This window comes from Microcoleus sp. Z1_B2, assembly GCF_036700325.1.
Classification (GTDB): Bacteria; Cyanobacteriota; Cyanobacteriia; order Cyanobacteriales; family Microcoleaceae; genus Microcoleus.
Genome location: NZ_JAUBOQ010000050.1, coordinates 31458 through 49885 on the forward strand (window position 1 = coordinate 31458; position 18428 = coordinate 49885).

18 protein-coding genes and 1 pseudogene are annotated in these 18428 nt (G+C 46.5%); 12 read left to right on the plus strand and 7 right to left on the minus strand.

Annotated elements, in window-relative coordinates; genetic code table 11:
* From QT984_RS24325 to QT984_RS24340, 4 genes and pseudogenes are all read left to right on the plus strand, one after another.
* Nucleotides 1–714: pseudogene (locus QT984_RS24325) on the plus strand (hypothetical protein); the annotation flags it as partial.
* Nucleotides 715–897: 183 nt separating this feature from the next.
* Nucleotides 898–1638, plus strand: coding sequence for an MORN motif-containing protein (locus QT984_RS24330; protein WP_333057631.1), 741 nt, complete (start codon nt 898–900; stop codon nt 1636–1638).
* A 105-nt stretch (nt 1639–1743) separates the two neighbouring features.
* Nucleotides 1744–2457, plus strand: a complete 714-nt coding sequence (locus QT984_RS24335; protein ID WP_333057632.1) for an MORN motif-containing protein — start codon at nt 1744–1746, stop codon at nt 2455–2457.
* Nucleotides 2458–2627: 170 nt separating this feature from the next.
* Complete coding sequence (locus tag QT984_RS24340; protein ID WP_333057633.1) at nt 2628–3248, plus strand: DUF6391 domain-containing protein; 621 nt, start codon at nt 2628–2630, stop codon at nt 3246–3248.
* 84 nt (nt 3249–3332) lie between these two features.
* On the opposite strand, the gene QT984_RS24345 is transcribed toward QT984_RS24340, so the two are convergent.
* Entirely contained in the window at nt 3333–4082 is a 750-nt protein-coding gene (locus QT984_RS24345) for a Uma2 family endonuclease (protein WP_333057635.1), read from the minus strand.
* Nucleotides 4083–4276: 194 nt separating this feature from the next.
* Between QT984_RS24345 and cax the strand changes: the two genes are divergently transcribed.
* Nucleotides 4277–5377, plus strand: coding sequence for a calcium/proton exchanger (gene cax / locus QT984_RS24350; protein WP_333057645.1), 1101 nt, complete (start codon nt 4277–4279; stop codon nt 5375–5377).
* Nucleotides 5378–5668: 291 nt separating this feature from the next.
* Here cax and QT984_RS24355 read toward each other — a convergent pair whose 3' ends face one another.
* Nucleotides 5669–6313: a hypothetical protein gene (locus tag QT984_RS24355; protein WP_333057637.1), complete on the minus strand. Its 645-nt coding sequence runs from the start codon at nt 6311–6313 to the stop codon at nt 5669–5671.
* A 328-nt stretch (nt 6314–6641) separates the two neighbouring features.
* Entirely contained in the window at nt 6642–8306 is a 1665-nt protein-coding gene (locus tag QT984_RS24360; protein ID WP_333315016.1) for a DUF655 domain-containing protein, read from the minus strand.
* Between the two features lie 191 nt (nt 8307–8497).
* Here QT984_RS24360 and QT984_RS24365 point away from each other — a divergent pair, with 191 nt between their 5' ends.
* The 4 genes from QT984_RS24365 (at nt 8498) to QT984_RS24380 (ending at nt 11880) form a co-directional block, all read left to right on the plus strand.
* Nucleotides 8498–8899, plus strand: coding sequence for a DUF7682 family zinc-binding protein (locus tag QT984_RS24365; protein WP_333057640.1), 402 nt, complete (start codon nt 8498–8500; stop codon nt 8897–8899).
* 94 nt (nt 8900–8993) lie between these two features.
* The gene (locus QT984_RS24370) at nt 8994–10166 is read left to right on the plus strand and encodes a cysteine desulfurase family protein (protein ID WP_333057641.1); all 1173 of its coding nucleotides are present in this window, start codon (nt 8994–8996) and stop codon (nt 10164–10166) included.
* Nucleotides 10167–10262: 96 nt separating this feature from the next.
* Entirely contained in the window at nt 10263–11063 is an 801-nt protein-coding gene (locus QT984_RS24375; RefSeq protein ID WP_333057642.1) for a Uma2 family endonuclease, read from the plus strand.
* 172 nt (nt 11064–11235) lie between these two features.
* On the plus strand, nt 11236–11880 hold the full coding sequence (locus QT984_RS24380; RefSeq protein ID WP_333057643.1) for a hypothetical protein: 645 nt from the start codon (nt 11236–11238) through the stop codon (nt 11878–11880).
* A gap of 49 nt (nt 11881–11929) precedes the next feature.
* Here the strand turns inward: QT984_RS24380 and thiL are convergent, their stop codons facing one another.
* The 3 genes from thiL to QT984_RS24395 all read right to left on the minus strand — a co-directional run bounded on the left by thiL (nt 11930) and on the right by QT984_RS24395 (nt 14639).
* A complete protein-coding gene (thiL, locus tag QT984_RS24385) occupies nt 11930–12925 on the minus strand; it encodes a thiamine-phosphate kinase (protein WP_333375152.1) in 996 nt (331 codons plus the stop codon).
* 32 nt (nt 12926–12957) lie between these two features.
* Nucleotides 12958–13272, minus strand: coding sequence for a hypothetical protein (locus QT984_RS24390; RefSeq protein ID WP_333058575.1), 315 nt, complete (start codon nt 13270–13272; stop codon nt 12958–12960).
* 242 nt (nt 13273–13514) lie between these two features.
* Nucleotides 13515–14639 (minus strand): peptidylprolyl isomerase, encoded by a 1125-nt coding sequence (locus QT984_RS24395; RefSeq protein ID WP_333058574.1) that lies wholly within the window; start codon nt 14637–14639, stop codon nt 13515–13517.
* Nucleotides 14640–15214: 575 nt separating this feature from the next.
* On the opposite strand from QT984_RS24395, the gene efp reads away from it, so the two are divergent.
* From efp to QT984_RS24410, 3 genes are all read left to right on the plus strand, one after another.
* Entirely contained in the window at nt 15215–15772 is a 558-nt protein-coding gene (gene efp / locus QT984_RS24400) for an elongation factor P (RefSeq protein ID WP_333058573.1), read from the plus strand.
* A gap of 199 nt (nt 15773–15971) precedes the next feature.
* Complete coding sequence (gene accB, locus QT984_RS24405) at nt 15972–16529, plus strand: acetyl-CoA carboxylase biotin carboxyl carrier protein (protein WP_333058572.1); 558 nt, start codon at nt 15972–15974, stop codon at nt 16527–16529.
* Nucleotides 16530–16559: 30 nt separating this feature from the next.
* Nucleotides 16560–16952 carry an ArsR/SmtB family transcription factor gene (locus QT984_RS24410; protein WP_006631662.1) on the plus strand — a complete coding sequence of 131 codons (393 nt, stop codon included), beginning with the start codon at nt 16560–16562 and terminating at the stop codon, nt 16950–16952.
* 274 nt (nt 16953–17226) lie between these two features.
* On the opposite strand, the gene QT984_RS24415 is transcribed toward QT984_RS24410, so the two are convergent.
* Nucleotides 17227–17982: a GerMN domain-containing protein gene (locus QT984_RS24415; RefSeq protein ID WP_333058571.1), complete on the minus strand. Its 756-nt coding sequence runs from the start codon at nt 17980–17982 to the stop codon at nt 17227–17229.
* Nucleotides 17983–18428 lie beyond the last annotated feature (446 nt).

An 18428-nucleotide genomic window follows, 5' to 3' on the forward strand; every position in this document is an offset into this window, starting at 1 on the left:
ATTGGCTCGCCTCCCATAGTTCCGGGGCTAAATGCTCCTCAGTTAGGTCGTACTCGTACATCCCCGCCTGGACTCGAACCAATAGCAGCCAGACCCATAGGAGTGCCGGATCTGCCGGAACTGCCAGTAGACAAGCGCCCCCCCCAATGGAGAGACCCCAATGCCAGGGTAGCAAGAGGTCCTGGCACCGGTCGTCCTGGAACTGGGCCAACAGGAGGTAGACCGCAAGATGCGCGGAATCCGCAGCCTCGCCCTCCAGCACCCCCACGCCCGCCCCAACCAATAGCAGCGAGACCCATAGGAGTGCCGGATCTGCCGGAACTGCCAGTAGACAAGCGCCCGCCCCAGTGGGTAGACCCAAATCCCCCACCTCCTCCCGTCATCCCAGTAATTCCGCCACCGCCTTCTACTGACATCGCTACAGGCACTGAAGTCAGTGGGGTGGTAAAAGTCGGGAACGAGACGCAAGTGATTGTCAAAGTACCGAATGAACCAACTAGCCGATATGTCAAAGTCGGGCAGCGGTTGTCTAACGGGCAAGTTCTGGTGAAGCGGGTCGATCTCAAGCAAGGAGCCGATCCGATCGTGATTCTGGAGGAAAACGGCGTTGAGGTAGCCAAAGGTGTTGGCGAAAAACCCGCCAGTCGCCAACCACAACCAGCCAATGCAGTTATTAGCCGTCTCCCAAATCCGAATAGCTCAGCGCGACGCTGAAAATTGACAGTAAAGCAGGAAAAATGCTAAAGGCAAAAATTAGAGTTTTTGCCTTTTTGCATTTAGGGCAGATATCGAACCTGAAGGTAAAATTAGTAAAGGGATTAAAAAATAGAGGACTTTTCAGCAAGTATTAGCTTCTAGAAAATCCCTATTAGTAATTGAAGTTAAAGGAGATCGATCGTGCTCAGTTCAATTCAAAAATTAGGGATGGTGATATTAGTTGCTTCTTGTATCGGCAGCGCCACTAATCTCTTGAATCCCCAGCCATCAATAGCTCAACCAGCACCAGAAGAAGGAAAACGCTCTCCCTTCTGCCAGGGAAACCCTCCTACGGGAAGAGTAAAATGCAATTACGAGGGAGGCGATAACTACGAGGGAAACTTCGTCAACGGCCTGCCCGACGGCACTGGAGTCTACGTGTACGCTAATGGCGATCGCTACGAAGGAAATTTTCGGAATGGAGTGCCAAACGGTAGAGGGACATTCATTTTTAAAGATGATGCCCGCTACACAGGCGTGTTCCAAGACGGCACAATGAGATCTGGGACGGTCGTTTTCCCCAACGGCGAGCGCTACGTCGGAGACTTCGCAGTCGTCAGGAACGTTCAGACTGATGCCATTAGCAGCCAACCATCAGGGCGGGGTCAATTTTTTTATACCAATGGCGATCGCTATGAAGGACAATTCTTTGCAGGCTCACCCTTTGGCCCTGGGGTATTGGTGCGGGTAGACGGCACTCGCTGTTCCGGCAGATTTTTTAATCAAGAACTTGACGCTAGTGTCACCTGCACTTTCCCCAACGGTACGCGCTATGAAGGAGAATTGCGAAAGGGAGTGCCTCACGGTGTGGGAACGATGATAGATGCTAGAGGTAGGCGCTTTCCGGGGGTATTTCGCAACGGCAAGCCCGGAGTTTCGTAAAGGATAAATGATTGAGCTTTTCAGTCAAGTTTTGACAACAAATGGGACAAAAGACAAAGGACAGAAGAAGATAATATCTAACAGCGCATAGGAGCAAGTTGATTGATGATTTCCCGTTCTTGGACCAGTGGAATCGCTTTATTAGTTGCATCAGTGTTGGGAATTGGTAGTTACGCTACTTATCCCTTGCCCTCAATGGCGCAAGGAACAGAAGCTAGAACCGGCCGCTGCGTGCCAGCTATCGCTACAGGTAGAGTTAGGTGCGATTATGACAGCGGTGATAGCTACATCGGACAGTTCGTTAACGGTTTGCCCAGCGGCACTGGGGTATACATATATTCCAACGGCGATCGCTATGAGGGGCAGTTCCGTCTGGGCAAACCAAATGGCCGAGGACAATTTATATTTAAGGACGACGCCCGCGTCGAGGGTATATTCCGAGATGGCAAAGTTAGTTCCGGCACAGCTATTTTTACTAATGGCGATCGCTATGTGGGGTCGTTTTCTCTCGATCAAAAAGTAGGCGTGCCTACGGGACAAGGGCAATTCATTTTTGCCAATGGCGATCGCTTTGTGGGTCAATTTTTAGGGGGCAAGCCTTTAGGTACGGGAGCGTTCACCCGCGCTGACGGCAGTCGGTGTTCGGGACAGTTCTATACTCAAGAACTTGATGGCAGGGGTAACTGTTCGTTCTCCAACGGTATCCGCTATGAGGGAGAGTTACGCAAGGGATTGCCTCACGGCAAAGGCACAATTATCGATACCAGAGGCCGGCGAATTCCGGGAGTATTTCGGGACGGGCAGCGGCTAGAGCAATAAACTGGGAATATTTGTTAGTAAGGGCAGGTTGATGGCTAATGTTTTTTGCACAAAACCTGCCATTGCTAGGTTTTAAAGCCACAACTATTGATAATGTATGACCGGCTTTTTCTCAACCGAATTGCTAATTTTAAATATCCACTTAATCGAGTTAATGGAGGCGTTTTGATATGACAACTACTGCTTCTGCTTCCGGCCGCACCGGCCAATTTCCCTTCGACTTTGCCCCGCAGCGGACTCAAGATGCTGATTTGTTGCGACAACTCAATTTTGTGCCCGGTTTGAAGGAAGTCTTGACTTTGCGCCAAGTTCATGCTTTGGAACACGCTACTGTTTGGGTACTAAGCCAATCGTTTGGTGCGACCACAGCAAGAGCCGATAATGAGTTATTGGGCGGAATGTCCACAGACCAAGGGTTTTTTCTTTATGGGCACGTTAACATTGCACAGTTGCGTCAGGCAGTGCGCGAGGCTTTGCACCGGATTGCCAGCGGAGAGTGGGATTTAGCTGTACATCCCCGCTGTGGCACGAATTTGTCGGTGGCAATGCTGCTGACTGCAGGACTTGCTGTTGGCATCAATTTAGCCCTGCCTCGCGGGCCCATTCTGCAACTGTTCGGTTTGGGTGCTGCGGCGGCGGCTGCGGCTCAGTTAGCTCCTGATGTGGGCGCTCTGGCTCAGCGGTACGTGACAACTGCTATTCCGTTTAATTTGAGTGTTGTTGATATTACTGTAAGTCACGACTTCTGGGGACGCGAAGCTCATTTTGTGCGGGTGCGTTGGGTTGAATAGTTGCACAGTATCAAGCCCACCTCAACCAACAGAATACCCAGAGCCCCGACTTTTTTAAGAATTCGGGGTTCTGACAGAAAGCTCCTAAATGCGATCGGGATCTACTCCTAATTCTCGCAACCTCGCCACCAATCTTTCCGCCCGTTGGCGCTGCTCATCAGCTTGCTGCTCAAGTTCCTGGAACCGAGCTTGTTCTGCTTTAATCAACCCTTCAACTAATGGCGGAGACAGTATTTCATTCACTGATAATGTCAGATTTGGAAAGACTACAGACACCATTTGTTGCCCCGGCACAAAATCTGTTTGTGTATAGATGTCTTCACCTTCAGGAAAGGCTAAAACTCGCACCAGTTCTTTGTTAGGTGTAGGGTCAACAATTACATATTCGGGCACGTTACCTAGTTCGTACTCAGCTCGTTTAATCACATAATCGGCGCGCCGATTTTGACTCACTACCTCTATCACTAACAGCGGCTTTTCCTCAAAATCGAGGATACCAGCACCTGGTCTAGCACCAGCTTGTTCCAAAAGACTTTGAGTGCAAACAACTACATCAGGAATCCGAGATGTATCTTCTTCTGTTCTCACTCCTAAACCTGTTTTTGCTACTAAGTCAAGATTGTGTTCCGCTAGGTAACGCTGCAATTTGTAAACTAAATACTCGCAAATTTTGATATGTAAAACTGTGGCGGTTGGCATCGGAATTAATTTGCCTTTGTACAGTTCATATTGTAGATAGGAATCAGTTTGATAAAATCGGTATTCTTCAAAGGTCAAGGTGGGTGAAGTATCAATTTGCTTTGATTCAACAACTGGCACTACAGATTGAGACATATCTTTTCACCGATGTCGATATCATTCTATTATATTCAATCTGCCTCGCTCTGGGTGCATTTGCGGTTAAATATTTCCAATTATCGATCGCACTCGCCAGCAGAATTGTCAGAGAATAGTTGAATAGTGTAAAATCAACTTTGCGATCGCCCCGACAACTCGACATCACCATTCCTTACACCATCCGAGTTCCTATGTCAATCAAAAAGATTCTTTCCATAGCGCTGTTAATTTTCATCCCCATTTCCATCGCCGCTGAGTATTTGCACTGGGGTTCCCTTGCAGTTTTCATCACATCCGCTTTAGGCATTATACCTCTGGCGATTTGGTTGAGCACAGCAACAGAAGAAGTGGCGATCGTTACAGGCCCCTCCATAGGCGGCTTATTAAATGCAGTCTTCGGCAATGCTACGGAATTAATTATTGCCATAGTTGCCCTAAAAGCTGGCTTAATTGACATTGTGAAAGCCAGCATAACCGGTACAATTATCAGCAACTTGCTTTTAGTCATGGGATTTTCCATGCTGTTAGGAGGAATCCGCTACAAAGAACAGGAATTTAAGCCAATAATCGCGCGGGTGAACGGTTCCACAATGACTCTAGCAGTGATTGCCATCCTGCTGCCGACAATGGTAATTTATACCTCCAATGGAGTCGAACCCGCAGCCATTCAGAATCTTTCCTTAATAACTGCGATCGTCCTAATTGCAGTTTACGCTCTAACTCTGTTATTTTCATTAAAAACCCACAGCTATCTTTACGATGTTGGCTTAGTAGAACTAGAGTCAGAAAATCCTCAAAATACCAAAGAAGAATCTACTACGCACAAACCGAATTTGTGGCTGTGGATAGGAGTGCTAGTTGCCTCAACTGTTGCTGTTGCTTTTGAATCAGAAATTTTCGTGGGTGTTGTCGAAGAAACTACCAAAGGATTGGGATTAACGCCGCTGTTTACAGGGGTAATTCTGTTGCCGATTGTGGGCGGCGCAGCCGAATATGTAACTGCGGTGGGAGTGGCGATGAAAAACAATATGGATTTGTCAGTTTCTGTCGCGATGGGTTCGAGTTTGCTAGTTGCTTTGCTGGTAGCGCCGGTGTTGGTAATTATCGGATTAATAATTCATCAGCCGATGGATTTAAACTTCAATCCGTTTGAAGTAGTTGCAGTTGCCATTGCAGTAACAATTGCTAATCTAATTAGTCTCGACGGGCGCTCTAATTGGCTCGAAGGAGTGCTGCTTTTAGCAACATATATCGTGTTAGGAGCAGCATTTTACTTTCACCCAATTACTTGAACCAACAATTTTATTGGAGGGGCAATCGCCCGTGGTTGCCCAGGGCGGTTTCTTTCTCACGAAAATCAGGCTTTTGACCCTTGTAGTGCCAAGAATGCCTAGCCCCCACAGACGATTTCACAGCCGTTTGGGACATGGGGGCAGCCACGGGGGGCAGCCCCTACAAGAGAATGAAACAGCGCTGCGTGGTTGCCCCTATTCCGTGGAAAATAACTTATCTTGTTTCTGGTTTGTTATTCCTCTTTGTCTTCTGGCCTTAATTAAATAAAATAATTTTTGGACAGAAAGTAGTTAGGGACAGCGACACTGTTGAACAGGAAAACACTCTTGTCTGCAACTTCTTTTTCTGCCTTTACGATCGCGACAATCAGCAGTATCCCGACATTCTACCCGATCTTGACAAATTTGCTGACGGGGAAAAGTACCTAAGTTTTGTATAGAAACTTCAGCCGTAAGCGAACCCTGTTCTATAACTTGGTCATTTTCTTTAATTTCATAGATAAACTTATTTTCTCCCTCTAAAACCGAAAAAGTTCTTGTTTTGTGACTGTTACCCAACTTAAATCCAAAATCCTCGGAAAACTCACCTTTGTTGTAACCTCTGTCTGTGTAGGGATAGGGGTTAGTTTCCATGCCATCAGTCACATTTTTAATCATCACCCTTCTGTTAGGGCCGGGAGGAGTTTTGCTGGAGACAAATCGAGCGCTTTGCGAATCAGGGGAGAAGACAGTACCGGCACAGGGGCCTACATATTCAGTGCGCTTAAATTGAATTAAATTAATATTAAAAGCGTTTTCGTTTTTGACCCTAAATTGTGCTTCGCTACTCTGCTGGGCGCTGACTGTGAAAGCTGCTAGAATCAAAAAAAATGCCCCCACCAAGATAGCTAGAAATTTGATTTGTGGCCTCCCCATAACAAATCTGGCGTGTTCCATCTCTCTCTACCTCTCAGGTGAATAGATAGCATTTTGTTTAGAAGTTATTTTAACTTGAGAGCTGAGGTGTTGTCAAAGTAGAGCCAATAGGTTTCTAGTGAGAACTTGAGTCTTTGATGCTGAGTTGCGAAAGGAAGGACGGAAGTTATGACTGTGAACTTTTTAGAGTCAGGAATGAAGTCCTGATTACTGAGATGTTGCAGTATTGTCAAGAACAGGCTTTCCGGCCTGTTCCACAAGAAAATTCACTCTTTGTGGAACAGGCCGGAAAGCCTGTTCCTAAACAAGTAATTGAAAATGGTGCAAAATGTGAGGAGTACGAACGTAACTACCAAGTTACTCGATCGCGCCATCTCTCTAAAATCTTGTCCCCAATGCCCTGAACCCGTGCCACGTCGTCTAAAGAGGTAAAAGGTTGCTGTTGTCGCGCTGCAATAATTCTCTCGGCTAACTTCGGGCCAACTCCAGGCAAAGTTTCTAATTCTTCCTGAGTCGCGGCATTTAAATTAACTAACTTTTTTCCGGCAGCAATTTGAGGTTTAGCACTCGCAGATTTTGATGCTGCTTGTAGTGAATCGCACTCTTTTTTCTTAGCATCAATTCTCTGTTTGATGCGGGCGGGAATTCCCAAGGTTGCACCTTTGTAAAGCCGATCGAACTCCCGCTCAAAATGGGCCGCAACTGTCGGATTATCGATCGCCAGCAGCGCCTCGTCATTCCCGTGATTTGCCGCCTCACTCCAGTTGTGAGAACCTGTAAGCACCGTTTTGCCGTCCACAACGCCGAATTTGTGGTGCAGGCGATCGCCCATTGGTAACAGCGGCACTCCCACCGCAGTCAGCGGCTTTCTCCAAGGGCGATTGTCAGTTTCTAACTTGCAATCTTGCATCAAAGTCGCCCCCATCATATCCAACCCTTCACTGTAAGAGCGATAAATAAAATTAGAGTCAATTAAAGCTCGCACCGCAACTCCCCGGCTAGCTTGAATTTCCAAAGTATTTGACAACCGCTGAGCCGAAAATACAAACAATGCCAAATCAACCGACTTTTTCGCACTACCCAAATTTCGATTTATCAAACTGTTAACGCTTTTTTCCCAAGGCAAAGTCTGGGAAGTCGGCGAAAATTGCACCGCCACTGTCGAATTCCCTACTCTTACTTTTTGCACTTGACGAAACGGCTTTTTGATGCCAAACTTGCTGTCCGGTTTGCCTCCGGGCCCGTCGCCCCACATGATGTTAAATTCTTGAGTAAATAGTTGCGCTATTTGAGCATTTTCAATTTTCACCAAATTGTTCGCATTGCCGCGACTTGCAGGTGTCTTGAAATCGCCATGTATATCGCTTGTGGTAAAATTAGCCGAAGTTACGATTACGGTTTTGCCGTCAATTACAACAAATTTGTGGTGCATCAAACCGCTGCCTTTACTGCCGTCAGCAGTATCGTCAATTACAGGAATACCCGCATCTTTGACAATTACCAAAGCATCATTTTGCTTGATTTCATCTGCCGTTAATTTACCGTCTTTATTGGTATCGGCAAGTTGCACAAATTCGTTATAACGATCGCGCTCTCTTTCCGGTAATTTCGCCAACTCCTGGGCTGTAAAATCGCTCCAAGGGCGACTATAGATATGTTCGACAATTAATCTCACTTTAATTCCCGATCGCCCTCGTTCGGCCAAAACCCTCGCAATACCGGGCAAGCGAAACTCCTGAACCGCAACATCTACCGTCGATCCAGCACTGGCGATCGCCACAGCAATCAAGTTTTCTAAATCATCTCCAGGTCTAGTTTGCTGGCGGTAAGGCTCTGTATAACTCGAAGCGATCGACTGATTGAAGTATACTTGCAACAAGGGGTCTTGAGGCAATGGAGCCAGACTGAGAGGTAAATTCTGCACGTCTTGCTTTGTTTGTCCGCAGCCCGCCAGATTGATCGCCACCAGCCCAGCACAACAGAAACCGAGTAAATGATAATACAATACAGCCACAAAATTTTAATAAATATAGAGGTTATTAGCCTTCTCACAGTTCAAAGCTATTGGATCAAGTAAAGTTACAACCTATTAAATTTATGCAAGGGAACAGATTTTGCGTCTTGTAGAACTGCCTCGATGCCGGAAGCATCACTGGTAAGGTAGCAGCATTCAGGGGCGTGGGTCAAACCCTATACCGCTGCTTTATGGCTAAAAGAAAAAGAATTTTTCCGTGCGGTCACAAAGGATATGGTAAAGCGTGCCATCGCTGCACGCAAGAGTTGGTGGCGCAGCAGCATTACGTTGAAGTCCTGACACAAAAACAAACCAAAAAACAAGAGAGGGAAGCATCATTTGCTAGAGATATCATCGATCTCAGAGGTCTGCCCGACCACGTAGTCACTAAAGCCCGAACAATTATAGCAGCTTTGGGCGAAAATAAGAATTACAGAGATTTCGGCGGCAAACGCCTGCGTCACAACCGTTTGATAATCAGTATTCCTGTAACTCGCAACTACAGAATGCTTTGTGAAGATTGCGGCACTTTCTTAACTCCCCAAAAAGTTTTGTCCCATGAAGACTACAACGTCTGCAAACCAGGAAGTTAGTCATCAGTTATTGGTTTTATTGGCTATTGGTAGCCACTCACAACAGTCAACAGTCAACAGTCAACAGTCAACAGTCATTAATTAGTTATTTATCATGCAAATTTACCTCGACTATAGCGCCACAACACCCGCCCGCCCAGAAGCGATTCAAGCCATGCAAACAGCCCTTACTCAGCAGTGGGGAAATCCTTCCAGCTTGCACGAGTGGGGACAAAGGGCGGCGACAGCTTTAGAATTAGCAAGAATGCAGGTTGCTAGCTTGATTAACGCGCTACCGGAATCGATGATTTTTACTTCCGGCGGCACTGAAGCGGACAATTTGGCAATTATGGGAATTGCCCGTCTTTATACAAAGCCGCAGCATATTATTATCTCCAGCGTAGAGCACTCCGCTGTAGCAGAACCGGCGCGACAACTCGAACAGTTGGGATGGGAGGTAACGCGCCTACCAGTTGATAAATTGGGGCGAATTCACCCTTTGGATTTGCAAGAGTCCCTGCGATCGAATACAGTGTTAATTTCCATCATTTACGGACAAAGCGAAGTTGGCACGCTGCAACCAATTGAGGCATTAGGACAAATTGCGCGCGATCGCAATATCATGTTTCATACCGATGCAGTTCAAGTTGCCGGCAAGCTGCAAGTTGACGTGCAGAAACTTCCCGTAGACTTGCTTTCGGTTTCCAGTCACAAACTTTACGGGCCACAAGGTGCGGGGGCGCTTTACGTGCGTCCGGGAGTAGAATTAGTGCCAATGTTAGGCGGTGGTGGCCAAGAATTGAAACTGCGTTCCGGGACACAAGCGCTGCCGACAATCGTCGGTTTTGGGGTGGCGGCGGAGTTAGCATTGCAGGAAATAGATGTGGAAACGCCGAGGTTAATTGCATTGCGCGATCGGCTTTTTGACCAATTATCCCACGTACCCAGTTTAGTCGCAACGGGCGATCGATATTATCGTCTGCCGCACCACGTCAGTTTTTGCATTGTTTCTCCCGACGGCGACACAGGGAAAGTGACAGGCAAGACTTTAGTGCGACAGCTAAACTTAGCAGGAATTGGCATTAGTTCCGGTTCTGCTTGTAACAGCGGCAAACTAACTCCGAGTCCGATATTATTGGCAATGGGATATAGTAAAACTAAGGCCGTTGGCGGCATTCGCTTGAGTTTGGGACGAGAAACCACAGAAGCGGATATTGATTGGACAGTAATGGCGATAGAGCAAATTTTGGATAGATTAATGCCCAAGGTAGCATTATCTAGGCGTTAGGAAGGATTCCGGTCTTGAAAACACGTTTCCCACAAAAAAGCCGCTTGATATCATTTACACTAAAATAAATTCACCATCTATTTTGGGGAAAAAGCAATGGTTACAAAACTGCAATCTCCCGACAAACAAAATATCATCTACCCCGACGATAACGGCGAACCAATGTCAGATAATACCGAGCAGTTTCGATTAATCGTTTGGATTAAAGAAAATTCTGAACTATTGTTTGCGAATGACCCGAATGTTTTTGTCGCCGGTGACTTACTTTGGTATCCCGTTGAAGGAAATAATAAACTTTGCCAAGCACCAGATGTGATGGTAGTTTTTGGTAGACCAAAAGGATATCGTGGTTCCTATCAACAGTGGAATGAAGATAATATTGGGCCACAAGTTGTGTTTGAAATTTGGTCGCCGGGAAATCGGCCCGCTCCGATGATTCAAAAGTTCAAATTTTACGAACGTTATGGTGTGGAAGAATACTATTTGTACGACCCACAAACATTAGAGTTGACTGGATGGCAACGTCAAGAGGAACAATTAGAAGCGATCGAACAAATAGACGGTTGGATCAGCCCCAGACTGGGCGTGCGGTTTCAATTATCTGAAACGGGACTAGAAATGTTCGGCCCTGATGGAGAAGCGTTTATGAGTTTTGTGGAACTCGCTCAATTGCGACGACAGGCTCAAGCGCGGGCTATTGAGGCCGAGCAACAAGCTCAGCAAGCCGAGCAACTGCGACAACAAGCAGAGCAACTGCGACAACAAGCAGAGCAACAAGCTCAGCAAGCAGAGCGACGCGCCAGTGAGACAGAAACTTTGCTGCAACAAGAACGATCGCGATCGCAAGCTTTAGAATCAAGATTGCGAGAAATGGGAATCGATCTAAATCAATTGTAATAGATGATTCGGCTGTGGAAACCGCCGAGTCCATTCTTTCTACGCACAACCAAAGAAACCGGGTTTTTTCCAGAATCTTCGCCTGTAACCACATATTCTCGCAAAAACCCGGTTTCTGGCCACCCACCAAGCATGATAAAATAAATCCCGGTGTTATTCAAAACTCCCCAAAATGGAAGAAAACCGCGCCCAAGCCTATCTGCAATTAATTCACACCCTGCTGAATGCCCCCAAGGGAGACGAAGCGCAAATATTACAGGATAACTCAGAATTACTCGATCGCGGATTTCTGGAAACTTGTGAGTTAGTAGCATCAACCTTGGCAGAACAAGGAGGGGAAAATGGCGCTAAATTCCTCCGACATCTAGCTAGTTACCTAGCGCAACTCATCGATATGAACGATGACGTAGATAGCAATAACTCGAAGAGTGAAAAATTCCAAGACTATGCAAATTTTTTCCTAGAATTATTGCAAGCAGAACAAGATAGCAACGGGGATATAGCAGTAATTTACCCCATGCTGGAAGGGCGACAACATCTCCTTAATGCCAGTTTTGCCGAGACTTTACAGCAAGTGGCGAAAAAGTTAATTGCTGGCGAAAACTCAGAAACAATTAGCTCAATTATCGGTCTTATTGAAAATTTGAGTATTCATATTAGTGAGTTTCCCAGTGGGAATAAAGGGAATAATATTCAAATTGCCATTGCGGGTTATGAAATAGTTTTAAATAATCGGGAACCCGGTAGCGAAAAATGGACGCAAACCCAAAATAATCTGGCTACTGCCTACAATAACAGCAAAAAAACAGGCGGTTGAAACCGCGTCTACACAAACCAAGTCTGCCTATGCGGACAAGCGAGATAATTCAGAAGTGTTGAAATCCTCGATCGAGCTTTAATATAGCATCAGGATAAATGCCACTGCTATCAGTTAACCAGATATCAGTGCTATCGGTAGCGATTCCCACAATTGCGGCTCGGTTTCCTATTTTTTCCACTAATAACTCAGCGCTTGTTATTGGCAAAAAAATCACTAACTCGAAGTCTTCTCCGCCGTATAAGGCCCAATCTAAAGCTTTTTCGGTTGATACTATTTCGCTGAAAATATCGGGAATTGGTAGTTTTGTACGATCGACTTTTGCGCCAACACCGCTAGCCCGACAAATTTGAATAATCGCATCTGCTAAACCGTCGCTGCTGTCCATTCCGGCGATGGAAAACTCACCCGCAGAACCTAATATTTCCCAAACAACCGGCAAAACATCCAGCCTCGGTTTAGGGCGCTGGTGAGCGAGAATTAAAGAAGCTCGATCGACTTCTGTAAGATTTTGCCCGAATTCTGGATTTAACAGCAATTCTAATCCCGCGCGGGAGGCTCCGTGAACCCCAGTAGCGACAATCGCCCAGCCCGATCGCGCATTTGACCGACTAATGGTACGATCGCACTCAACCTCCCCAAAAGCAGTAATCGCCACAGTCACCACGGGCGATCGCACAACATCGCCACCGACGATCGGCGTATCATATTCTTGCAAGCAAGCCGTCATCCCCCGATAAAACTCTTCAACCCACTCCACAGCCGTATCCGCCGCCACAGCGAGGGCTACAGTCACCGCCAGAGGCGTTGCTCCCATCGCAGCCAGATCCGACAAATTTGCCGCTGCGGCGCGCCATCCTGCGTAATAAGGCCCCGTAGTGCGATCGCTAAAATGCACTCCATCCACCAACATATCTGTAGTGATAGCCAGAGATTGGTTGGGATTTGTCGGAACTACGGCGCAATCATCACCCACTATCTCTGCGGGGCAGAATTTTTGCAATATTCTTAAAAGACCTTGTTCACCGATATCTTTAACTTGCATAATTTTGAATTAGTCGATCGCACTTTCTCAATTCACCATTCCTTACCAGAACTCGGCGGCAAGCGCAACCTAGGAAACCTATAAAAAGTATCCCCTTCATCATCTACCTCTAAAACCGCCGAAAAAATCTTAACTTGCCGAGTTAAATACTGCTGAGCAACTTCAGCCTCAACCCTAGCACTAGCCGCCAGTTGAATCAGCGAAATTTGACTGTTTTGAGTTTCCAACAACTGATAAAAAGCCTCATCCAACCGCTGCTTTTGCTTGTTTTCATTCACATTTTTTACAATCAACAAGCCTGCGAATCCGCCCAAACCCATTACCAATAAAAATTGTAAAATAGCCATATTTTCGATTTAATTCCTAATTTCAATAACGAAAATATAAAAATTATCTCTTCTTCCAGCCTGATTCCGGCGGGCTTTGTCTGTGTAAAAGTGATTTCAATCGCCGTTACCTTTTTTTATACAAGAGTTCAATGCCAGTCACTATTGATTTTTTCAGCCCGCGCAGGCGGGCTTTGTTTCTGTAAAAGCGATTTCAATCGCCGTCACTTTGGTGTAAAAGCGATTTCAATCGCCGTCATTAGTTAAACTTGAGGTCGCACCAAATTTTCGATTCCTTTAACTACCTTAGCAGAAACAATCTTGTCTCCCTGCTTCAGTTGCTCCAAAACTTCTTTTCCTTCAATCATGTAACCAAAAACAGCATAGCGGCCGTCCAACAGATTCAGGCCAGCGGGCGTGAGTTCAGGTTCAAACAAGAAAAAGAAAAACTGAGAAGAAGCGCTATCAGGGTCAGTTTCTGTACGGGCCATAGCCACAGTACCGAAAGCAGAAAAAGGCAAAACAGGTTCGTCGCGATAACGCCCCGCATCTTCTAGAGTAATCCCGTAAATAGGTTCTTTTTCCTCCCTGACGAGCACTTCTAGCGGTATATTCCGGTATTTGCCAGTAGCTGGGTCAATAAAACCCTCTTCCTTGCCTTCGGGATCTCCCGTTTGCAAAACGTAGGATTCTTCCGATCGAATAAACGGCAAACCGTCATAAAAACCTCGATCGACTAAATCCACAAAATTACCAGCCGTAACCGGGGCGCTGTAGCCGTCAACCACAACAGTAATTTCCCCTTTTTCAGTTTGTACAGCCACAGTAGCGCGCCCTTTCAGTTGAGGCAGATTAGCATACTTGGCAGGCACTTCAAAAGGAAACTTTGTCACCATCAACTCTTCGATTTCGCCTACGGAACCTAGGATTGTGGCTTTCAAGTCAATCACTTTGTCCCTGTCTTTAGCCTCAACAGCCTTTTCCAGTTGAGCAACTTTCTCCTTGACTCCTGCAACTAGCGCCTCAGCTTCCGGCTTTTTGGCGTCGGGAATACTCTCTAAAATGTCAGATTCCCGGAGGTTGAGAATCCTGGAAGCCCTGCTGACATCGCTGCTAATAGGCCCCCAACGTTTAGATCGTATGTGGTTGCCAATGTCTTCGAGACTGATTTGCAACTCTCGTACAGTCTGATTGTCAATAGGTAAAGCGAAGCGCAGCAGCGCCCGCCCGTCCGTAATCGCATTCCCTGCAGGCATACTGCTGCTGGGGCGTTTGGCATGGGAGACTGCACTGAAACTCAGTCCGAGAGTGAACAGCAGAAGCGCTAAAGCGACGGTTTTGACCCAGCGCTTGCACGTATCGATCGAGAAATTAGGCCAATGCAACATAACTTTAACTTTTATTGCCTCTATTATCTTCCCACAGCGCTGCCCGCCCGCCTTTGCTGCTACCCATCTAAAGTGTCTGTTCGTTCGGCCCGGGAGGAGTTGCCCACTAACAACACTCAACAGTCAATCGATTTTAGATTTTAGATTTGAGATTTTAGATTTTAGATTGACTTGCGCGAGATAAATTCGGGGGCTTGTCGATCGGATACAGGTTTTTTATTTCTGGACGGATGAATCACGTGGCGGGTATCCTGGATGCGGGAATTGTCAACTGACAACAGCCCACTGCCCACTGCCATTAACATTTCAGTACAGCACTTGCTCCCTTTGAACGGTAAAATAAAATGCCAATTGCTTTTTGATGCCGTCAGCTAGACTGCGGCTTTAACCTGACCCGCTCAAAAACGGATACAATCCCAGACTCCTGTCGTGGAGAGATCAAAATTTTAGACCAAGGTTCAATCTCCCAAATTCATCTGTGGAGTAAATCTCAAATCTAAAATCTCAAATCTAAAATCGACTCACTGTACTTCCCCCGTGCCGGCAAGGCGACGGGATTGCCCGCAAAAATTTATATGATCTCCAGTAACGACTTTCGACCAGGTGTTTCAATTGAATGGAATAACGGCGTGTGGCGGGTTATCGAATTCCTCCACGTCAAGCCAGGAAAAGGCTCGGCTTTCGTGCGGACAAAATTAAAAAACGTCCAAACCGGAAACGTAGTAGAACAAACCTTCCGGGCGGGCGAGACTATGCCTCAAGCCAACCTGGAAAAGAGTGTGATGCAGCATACCTATAAAGAGGGCGACGAGTTCGTCTTTATGGATATGGAAACTTACGAGGAAAGTCGCCTCAATGCTAAGCAAATAGGCGATCGTGTCAAGTACCTCAGTGAAGGGATGGAAGTCAGCATCCTACGCTGGAACGACCAAATCATGGAAGTGGAACTCCCCAATTCTGTCGTCTTGGAAGTGCTGCAAACCGATCCCGGAGTCAAAGGAGATACTGCCACCGGTGGCAGCAAACCCGCGATCGTCTCCACCGGAGCTCAGGTTATGGTGCCTCTCTTTATTTCCATTGGAGAACGGATTCGGATTGATACTCGTGAAGACAAGTACCTCGGCCGAGAATAGAAACGAGGGAATAAAAGGGAGTTTTTAGTTTTTAGTTCTGAGTTATGAGTTAAAGAATTATAAATTCAATACTCATCGCTCACAGCTTAAAAACTATCCCTTTTTTCTCCAAATTCGTTGATGCTCATAGCTTCGCCGGATTCTGAATCTTCAATTTTCAATTCTCAATTTTCAATTATTAATTACCCTTGAATCTGCTGTGCAACTAGACTTAAACCAGCTTTGTGACCTGCTAACTGTATTAGACAAAACTGGCATTTCGGAACTGACATTAAAAAGTGGGGATATTGAACTAACAGTACGCAAAGGCATTCTGGCAAGTTCACCAGCCACCTCTGCTGCGCTCCCTGCTGCCGTGGCGACTGTCGCTCCAATCGCCTTGGGCGCGGTTCCTAGCCCCACCTTAGCGTCACCTCCTGCTGTTGACCAAAATTTAGCAGCGGATCTGCCTGCCCCTGTTCCCGTCGCCCCTGTCGCTGTACCTGCTGCCGTACCTGCTTCTGTCGATACCAAATGGGTGTCAATTATCTCGCCGATGGTAGGAACCTTTTATCGCGCTGCTGCTCCTGACGAGCCTCCTTTTGTCAATGTGGGCGATCGCATCAAGGTCGGCCAGACAGTCTGTATTATCGAAGCGATGAAGCTGATGAACGAGATCGATGCTGATGAAGTCTCCGGTCAAGTGATGGAAATTTTAGTTCAAAATGGCGAACCTGTCGAATACGGTCAAGTGTTGATGCGAATTAATCCGGATTGAAGGATTACTTTATTGTTATGGACAGAATAAATGCTAATATTTCCCGATCACTTCTCTCCGGTGAGTTTGATGAAGTCATCCCAGCCTGTCCCGCAAGAGGTTGTGCAACAAGTTGCTGAGTATTTCAGTATTTTGAGCGAACCCATGCGTTTACGAATTTTGAACCTGCTTCGCGACGGCGAAAAATGCGTGCAAGAATTGGTGGAAGCTACTCAAACGAGTCAAGCCAATGTTTCTAAGCACCTAAAACTCATGCTCCAAGCTGGTATCCTCACTCGCCGGAGTGAAGGGACTTCAGCTTATTATAAGGTGCAAGACGAGTTAATTTTTGAGCTGTGTAATATGGTGTGCGATCGGCTTGCCAGCCGGATCGAACAGCAAGCCCTACACTTTCGGGCATTTAGCCTAACTACGAAGCACTGAAAATTAGTTGCCAGTCCCCAGTCAATCGATTTTAGATTTTAGATTTTAGATTTTCGATTGACTTGCGCGAGATAAATGCGGGGGCAATAAGTGATTTTCGATTTTCGATTTGGGATTGATTCCACGGATAAATCACGTGGCGGGTACCACATGAAGAAATTCGTGGTCATGAGTCATCAGCCATGAGTCATAAGTTATCAATCCCTACTCTCTGCCTTCAGACCGATGACTAATGACTCCTAACTAATGACTCCTAACTAATGACTCATAATTACTAAAGGGGAAAATTTTTGTCAAAACTTTGGCGGGTACTCGGCTGAGCCACCTCCAAACCTTCGCCACCTAAAAGTTCTAAAGGCTTGCCTTCCACCGAAATCCAAACCTTGGTATTCGGTTGTAAACTCGTAGCCGTATAGATAACCTGCCCCAACCTGCCAGTCATCGAATTGCTCCCTCCCCCCGAAGTAAATTCTGCTGACAAATCGACATAAACTCCGTCATTCTTAACACTCAAACCCCTGAGTTTTGTCCCATTAGGAATTTCGCTAGAAACAGTTCCATCCTTCGGCCCAGCTAACAAACTGTTAAAAGCAGCTTGTAAAGCTGCATCAGGCTTGTCAGCTTGTTTGACAGCTACTTTCGTAGGAACTCCCTCAAATTTGCCGCTGGCATCTTTAACCCAGTAGACTTGCACAGTCTGGACATCAGTCTGTGGCAAAGGCTTTGGCTGCGGTGACTTTGGCAACAGAGCGTTAGGCGTCTGAACCTGTGGCGTCTGAACCTGTGGCGTCTGAACCTGTGGCACTTGTACAGGATTTGGAGGGGGTACGGGTATCACTACAGCAGGAGATTCCGCAGGAATTGGGGAAAGGGGCGGAGCGGTAGTCTGAGCAGAAGACGGCGTATCTGCAGGGGTTGGCGAACGGTTCGCAGTCCACCAGGCAATGCCCCCTCCCGTCAGTAAAGCCAACCCGCAAGCACCGGCAATGACGGCTGTGGAGGCGCGGCGTACTTCTTGTCCATCTTTCATAATACAAATCCTCTTTAGAAATAGAGCGCTTGGGACGGTGAGGAGCGACTCCCGATCAGCTACATTTGTCTATGGTTAGATTCTGGAATTGACACAATTGCATTGCTGCTAGCGAACACTTTATAGCAAGCCCAACATATTCTGAATCCGACTATTGGAATCCTAGACCATAATATAAGATTTCGCCGTGGAGTATGTCACAGTATCTCGATCGGCCTAGTGGCTATATTCTATAGTAATCATAAAAAATTAAAGAATAAAGGAAGAAACAATAAGTAAAAAGCAAGAAGGAAGGCAACGGAGGTAAGGGGGGTAACGGATTTAAGGGATTTAACGGATTGAAGCAGGTCTCTAAAAAAAAATTCCCCAAAACAAAAAGCGCCCCTATTTCTAGGAGCGCTTTTTGTCAATCTCAGACTAAAACTTAGCCATTGATAGAAGGAGCA

Coding starts and splice junctions, on each gene's coding strand:
- QT984_RS24335 (WP_333057632.1), top strand. CDS start 1,744: ATGATTTCCCGTTCTTGGACCAGTGGAATCGCTTTATTAGTTGCATCA.
- QT984_RS24340 (WP_333057633.1), top strand. CDS start 2,628: ATGACAACTACTGCTTCTGCTTCCGGCCGCACCGGCCAATTTCCCTTC.
- QT984_RS24345 (WP_333057635.1), bottom strand. CDS start 4,082: ATGTCTCAATCTGTAGTGCCAGTTGTTGAATCAAAGCAAATTGATACT.
- cax (WP_333057645.1), top strand. CDS start 4,277: ATGTCAATCAAAAAGATTCTTTCCATAGCGCTGTTAATTTTCATCCCC.
- QT984_RS24355 (WP_333057637.1), bottom strand. CDS start 6,313: ATGGAACACGCCAGATTTGTTATGGGGAGGCCACAAATCAAATTTCTA.
- QT984_RS24365 (WP_333057640.1), top strand. CDS start 8,498: ATGGCTAAAAGAAAAAGAATTTTTCCGTGCGGTCACAAAGGATATGGT.
- QT984_RS24370 (WP_333057641.1), top strand. CDS start 8,994: ATGCAAATTTACCTCGACTATAGCGCCACAACACCCGCCCGCCCAGAA.
- QT984_RS24375 (WP_333057642.1), top strand. CDS start 10,263: ATGGTTACAAAACTGCAATCTCCCGACAAACAAAATATCATCTACCCC.
- QT984_RS24380 (WP_333057643.1), top strand. CDS start 11,236: ATGGAAGAAAACCGCGCCCAAGCCTATCTGCAATTAATTCACACCCTG.
- thiL (WP_333375152.1), bottom strand. CDS start 12,925: ATGCAAGTTAAAGATATCGGTGAACAAGGTCTTTTAAGAATATTGCAA.
- QT984_RS24390 (WP_333058575.1), bottom strand. CDS start 13,272: ATGGCTATTTTACAATTTTTATTGGTAATGGGTTTGGGCGGATTCGCA.
- QT984_RS24395 (WP_333058574.1), bottom strand. CDS start 14,639: ATGTTGCATTGGCCTAATTTCTCGATCGATACGTGCAAGCGCTGGGTC.
- efp (WP_333058573.1), top strand. CDS start 15,215: ATGATCTCCAGTAACGACTTTCGACCAGGTGTTTCAATTGAATGGAAT.
- QT984_RS24410 (WP_006631662.1), top strand. CDS start 16,560: ATGCTAATATTTCCCGATCACTTCTCTCCGGTGAGTTTGATGAAGTCA.
- QT984_RS24415 (WP_333058571.1), bottom strand. CDS start 17,982: ATGAAAGATGGACAAGAAGTACGCCGCGCCTCCACAGCCGTCATTGCC.